Genomic DNA, 4,557 nt, shown 5'->3' with positions numbered 1-4,557 from the left:
GCTCCCGGGCCACACCCATGACCTAACCCGCGGCCCGCACCCACAAGATCGTCCGGATCTGTGAGCGACAAGGGGCCGCGATCCTCGCCGACCACACCAACACGGGCGCCGGCACCTGGGCCACCACCGACCCCAGACGCCCACCCCGCGGTGAACTCACCCCCACCCAAAGCACCGTCAACCACGCTCCCGCCCAGACAGCGGGGCACCTTTCAAACGCGGCATAGCACGACCGAAGTCCTGGTAGATCTTCGGCAGATCCCACATCAGCCCCCACCACATGACCGTCACCACCAGAGCCGTCCTCACCCTGGAGAGACGACACCGAAAAAGTTCACTGAACCGCCCCGGGGAGGTCGGAGGTCATCGACCCGGGTGCGGTTCAGCGCGTCGGTCATAAAGTCGCGGTCGATCAGGGCAGGAGCCCGTTCCGCGGCCGGATCCGCCACTGTGGTGATCACCCTTCGGCCCCAAACGGCACCGGCGATGCCGAGCTCGCGCATGAGGTGTTCGACGGTGCAGCGGGCCACCGGGTGGCCCGCCGGTTCAGCTCCTGCCAGATCTTCCGGGCACCGTGGTTGGCGTTGTAGACCTCCTTGACCAGTGCCTTGATGTCGGTGTCCCGCAGTTGACGGGCGGGGGCGAAGCCTGCCGCTGCTTGTGGGCGTAATAGGTGGAAGGGGTGATGCTGCACTCATGCAGGGTCAGCACGCGACAGATCGGCTCGACACCACCGAAGCGGTCCCGGTGCTCGTCGATGAACGATACGAGCGCAGATGTGGCCGGTCGGGCTCGGCCGCGAAGAAGCGCGCCGCATCCTTGAGGATCTCGTTCGCCGTCTTCAGCTCGGCGACCTCCCTTTTCAGGGCTTTGACCTGTACGGACTCCTCCGCCGTCACCCCGGGCCCGGTCCCGCGGTCGATCTGGTCCCGCCGGACCCACTGGCGCACCGACTCGGCCGTTCCGATGCCGAGTTTGGACGCGACGGCCCTCATCGCCTTCCACTCGGTGTCGCAGTCAAGCCGGACCTCGGCGACCATGCGCGCCGCACGACGCCGCAGCTCAGCGGGGTTAGAGGAGCGACGTACCATGACTCAATCCTCCCAGAGAATCGAGCCCCACCCGACCCGGGGTGGTTCATAGCCAGGGTCTACCAGATGTCCAAGACACAGCGCCGATCGGCTGTCGCCTGAGGTTGGAATGGGCTCACTGAGGCTGTCGACACACAGGCGTCCAGTTGAGTAACGGAGACTCACACAGCTGAGGCAGCGAGCGTGCATGATGCTCGTGCCGACGCGCACAATCTTGGAGGCGACGCGCACCAACTATCCTACGGGCTCGACGCTTTGGGTACAGAAGCTGCCGAATGAAAAACGATTCACTGCTGCACTAGCCAGTGAGGGCCGCGGCTTCCACATTGCCCTTCGTCACGCCAGTGCGTCTGCGCGACTCTTCCGGATCGATGCATCAGAGGCTTCCGAGCGGCCAAGGAGTGCAACTCGCCCGGAAGGCGTGACGCAAAAAAGATAAATCCTCGCTCCGGAATACCGCTGCCAAAATTCTACCGAACCTAGTCGGATGAGCAGAACCACACCAGAAAGGTAGCCCAAGCAGGTGAAAAGAACACGCTTTGTAAAATTTGCGGCCGTGACTGCGGCAGTAGTGATGTCCATATGTTCGCCGGTCACAGCATTCGCTACCGATGACGAGCCACACGATCCCCCCAACCTTCCCACTCCAGGCGACCCTCCTCCTCCTTCCGACGGTCAGCCGGGCTACAACTGGTACAAACTGCGCGTCACTCTCGGTGATCTCACTATCACCAGACGGGACGACGGGGACGATACGGGGAAATACTTGGGAACCATCACCTTGAGCGGCGGGTGGGATGCAAAAGTATTAAACTTCGGTCATTTCACTACCATGAAAATCAACTCGACCGTTTTAACGCCCGGGTATGCCGTTCCAGTCGGAGCGGTTCTCAGCTCTGGCCGATCATCGATCGATGAGGAGGCAGTCACCCGTTTCAGGGCACTGGGTTACCCTGCGTCCTCTATCTACTACGAGTGGTTCACCGATAGCGTCTCCCCCATCTACAGCCACCGGGAAGCACTTAGTGAGCTGCGGACCGGAGAGGCCTACTCCCTCGCGAGTGCCACCCCCGGACTATGCACAGGCGTGGTACGCGCCCGCCTCCTAGATGACCCCCGTTGCGGCATCCACAACAACATCGTCGACATCTGGGTCAACGCGGGAAGCGGGGCAAACATCCCCGGACTAACAGTCAATCTCGACGTGAACGGCGATGAGTACGAGCAAAAAATCTGCCGCACCACCCTCCGTTTCCCGGATGCAAATAAATTCAACGAATCGCTCGCAACTGGAAGTTCCATATACCAGAAAGAATGGAGTAATTCTCCCGGCGAGGGAAGTTGTTCACTGGACGCCTCAGTGAAGGTCCTGGGAATTCTCGACATCAAACTTTAGGAATGATGTAGGCGGCTTGTTTGCGAGGCTCTGGTCAGCCTGCGTCCCTTGATCGTTATGGCGGTCCCGTCCGGATCAGGGCGGGGCCGCTGAGCTGGAACGGGGTCTGTTCAGAAACGGGTTCCGTAGTCGGTGGTGACGGAAGGGGTGATCAACTCAGGAGGGTAAAGGGAGAGGGGGAAGTTGGCGCGGCCGTACATCTGGCGCTTGATCAGCTGCTTCGCCTGTCACGACGACGGCGAGCCCCTGCGCGTCCTGCTGGTCGAGCAGGTCGCGCGGCTCCCGCTGCACCAGATCACCGCGGCCCTGCCCCCGAAGACGGCGCCGCTGAGCGACCTCGCCTTCGACCTCGACGACGGCGCCTACGCCCGTCTGGTGCGCACCGTGATCGAGCAGGACATCGCCGGCGGCGAAGGCGCCAACTTCGTCATGCACCGGGAGATCCACGCCCAGGCCGGCGCCTGGGAGCCCTGTCACGCGCTAGCGGTCCTGGGCCGGCTGCTGCACGCGGAACGCGGAGCGCACTGGACGTTCGCCATCGGCCTGGCCGGACGCAGCTGGATCGGCGCGTCCCCCGAGCCACACGTACTCCTCGCCGACGGCGAGGCCGTCATGAACCCGATCAGCGGCACCCTGCAGTACCCGCCCCACGGCCCCGCGCCCGACGACGTCCTGCGCTTCCTCGCCGACCACACGCGACGAATTCTTCATGGTCCTGGACGAGGAACTCAAAACCATGGCCGCGCTGTGCCCGCAGGGCCGACGGGTCCACAGCCCCCGGCTCAAGGAAATGGCCCACCTCGCCCACACCGAGTACCACCTGCGCGGCGCCTGCCCGCTGGAGGGACCCGAAGTGCTGCGCCGCAGCATGTTCGCGCCCACCGTCACCGGAAGCCCGCTGCGCAACGCCTGCCAGGTGATCGCCCGCCGGAAACCGGCCGGGCGGGGCTACTACAGCGGTGTCGCGGCGCTCATGGGCCGCGACCGCGACGGCCGTTCGACACTGGACTCCACGATCCTCATCCGCACCGCGGACGTCAGTGAGACCGGCCGGCTGCGGCTCGGCGTGGGCGCCACCATCGTGCGTCACTCCCAGCCCGCACTCGAGAGCGCCGAGACCCGCACCAAGGCGAAAGGCGTCCTGCAGGCGTTCCGCGACCCCGACCCTCGCACCCGCCCCGCCGGGCGGACCCGCGTGCCATCGACGCACCGCACGACAGGCCGCACCCACAGCCCGCTGCCCCGCTCGGCGAGCACCCTCGCGTGATCCGCGCCCTCGCCGAACGCAACCGCCTCCTCGCCCCCTTCTGGCTCACCGGGCCGGACGCGGGCACGAACCCCGCCCCGCTCACGTCCCTGGCCGCCGGCACCGGCCACTACCCCGCGCAACAGACGGCGAGCGGCGCGGCGGACACCGACACACCGCTGCACGGCCGGCGGCTGCTCCTGATCGACGCGGAGGACGACTTCACCGCGATGCTCGCGCTCCAACTGCACTCCCTGGGCATACACATCACCCTGCGCCCCTACGACCACCCGGATCCCGGCTCCGACCGCGCCGGCCACGACATCGTCATACTCGGCCCGGGCCCGGGAGATCCCCAGGACCGCGCCGACCGCAAGATCACGCGTCTGCACGACCTGGCCCGCTCGCTCCTGGACACCCGCACCCCCTTGGCCGGCGTCTGCCTGGGCCACCAGGTCATCGCCTCCCAGCTCGGCCTGCCGCTGCGCCGCCGTCCCCACCCCGGACAGGGCAGGCGCGCACGGATCGAACTGCGGGGCCACAGCGTCGACGTGGGCTTCTACAACTCCTTCACCGGGCTCTCCGAGGATGCCCCGGCCTTTAGGCCGGGGAGGAATCGGACTCCTGCGGAGCAGGGCAGGGAAAGGGCGATCGCCGCCTGGGCGATCGGCCGTCAGCGCAGGCCGGGCGGAAGTCGACAGGCAGTGGGTGGCCCATTCCTCATGACCCGGGACGGTATGCAGGTCAGCTTCCTCAACGGGGCTTCGGCACCTTCTCGTTGAGGTGATCCATTCTCTTTCCTGGGATACGATTTTTCTTGTGAC

The 4,557-nt window shown here is 65.6% G+C and carries 6 protein-coding genes and 1 pseudogene; 4 read left to right on the top strand and 3 right to left on the bottom strand.

The window, feature by feature from the left end; translation table 11 throughout:
* Positions 1–322 (top strand): annotated as a pseudogene (locus tag ACWCQK_RS42010) (transposase family protein); the annotation flags it as partial.
* Positions 323–457: 135 nt separating this feature from the next.
* Here the strand turns inward: ACWCQK_RS42010 and ACWCQK_RS42005 are convergent.
* Entirely contained in the window at positions 458–694 is a 237-nt protein-coding gene (locus tag ACWCQK_RS42005) for a hypothetical protein (RefSeq protein WP_451164511.1), read from the bottom strand.
* Positions 695–704: 10 nt separating this feature from the next.
* Entirely contained in the window at positions 705–1,040 is a 336-nt protein-coding gene (locus tag ACWCQK_RS42000; RefSeq protein WP_451164509.1) for a transposase, read from the bottom strand.
* 607 nt (positions 1,041–1,647) lie between these two features.
* On the opposite strand from ACWCQK_RS42000, the gene ACWCQK_RS41995 reads away from it, so the two are divergent.
* Positions 1,648–2,487, top strand: coding sequence for a hypothetical protein (locus tag ACWCQK_RS41995; protein WP_451164507.1), 840 nt, complete (start codon positions 1,648–1,650; stop codon positions 2,485–2,487).
* A 156-nt stretch (positions 2,488–2,643) separates the two neighbouring features.
* On the opposite strand, the gene ACWCQK_RS41990 is transcribed toward ACWCQK_RS41995, so the two are convergent.
* Positions 2,644–2,934, bottom strand: a complete 291-nt coding sequence (locus ACWCQK_RS41990) for a hypothetical protein (protein ID WP_451164505.1) — start codon at positions 2,932–2,934, stop codon at positions 2,644–2,646.
* A 262-nt stretch (positions 2,935–3,196) separates the two neighbouring features.
* Between ACWCQK_RS41990 and ACWCQK_RS41985 the strand changes: the two genes are divergently transcribed.
* Both ACWCQK_RS41985 and ACWCQK_RS41980 read left to right on the top strand, forming a co-directional pair.
* Positions 3,197–3,754, top strand: a complete 558-nt coding sequence (locus ACWCQK_RS41985; protein ID WP_451164503.1) for a chorismate-binding protein — start codon at positions 3,197–3,199, stop codon at positions 3,752–3,754.
* Positions 3,751–4,515 carry an aminodeoxychorismate/anthranilate synthase component II gene (locus ACWCQK_RS41980; protein ID WP_451164501.1) on the top strand — a complete coding sequence of 255 codons (765 nt, stop codon included), beginning with the start codon at positions 3,751–3,753 and terminating at the stop codon, positions 4,513–4,515. Before ACWCQK_RS41985 ends, ACWCQK_RS41980 begins: the two co-directional genes overlap by 4 nt.
* Positions 4,516–4,557 lie beyond the last annotated feature (42 nt).

Source organism: Streptomyces sp. NPDC002306 (assembly GCF_053593435.1).
Note: the sequence above shows the minus strand (reverse complement) of the source record. Positions and strands in the feature narration are given on the sequence as shown.

What these genes read in the sequence shown, in the direction of transcription:
- ACWCQK_RS42000 (WP_451164509.1), bottom strand. Translation starts at nt 1,040, where the DNA reads ATGGTCGCCGAGGTCCGGCTTGACTGCGACACCGAGTGGAAGGCGATG.
- ACWCQK_RS41985 (WP_451164503.1), top strand. Translation starts at nt 3,197, where the DNA reads ATGGTCCTGGACGAGGAACTCAAAACCATGGCCGCGCTGTGCCCGCAG.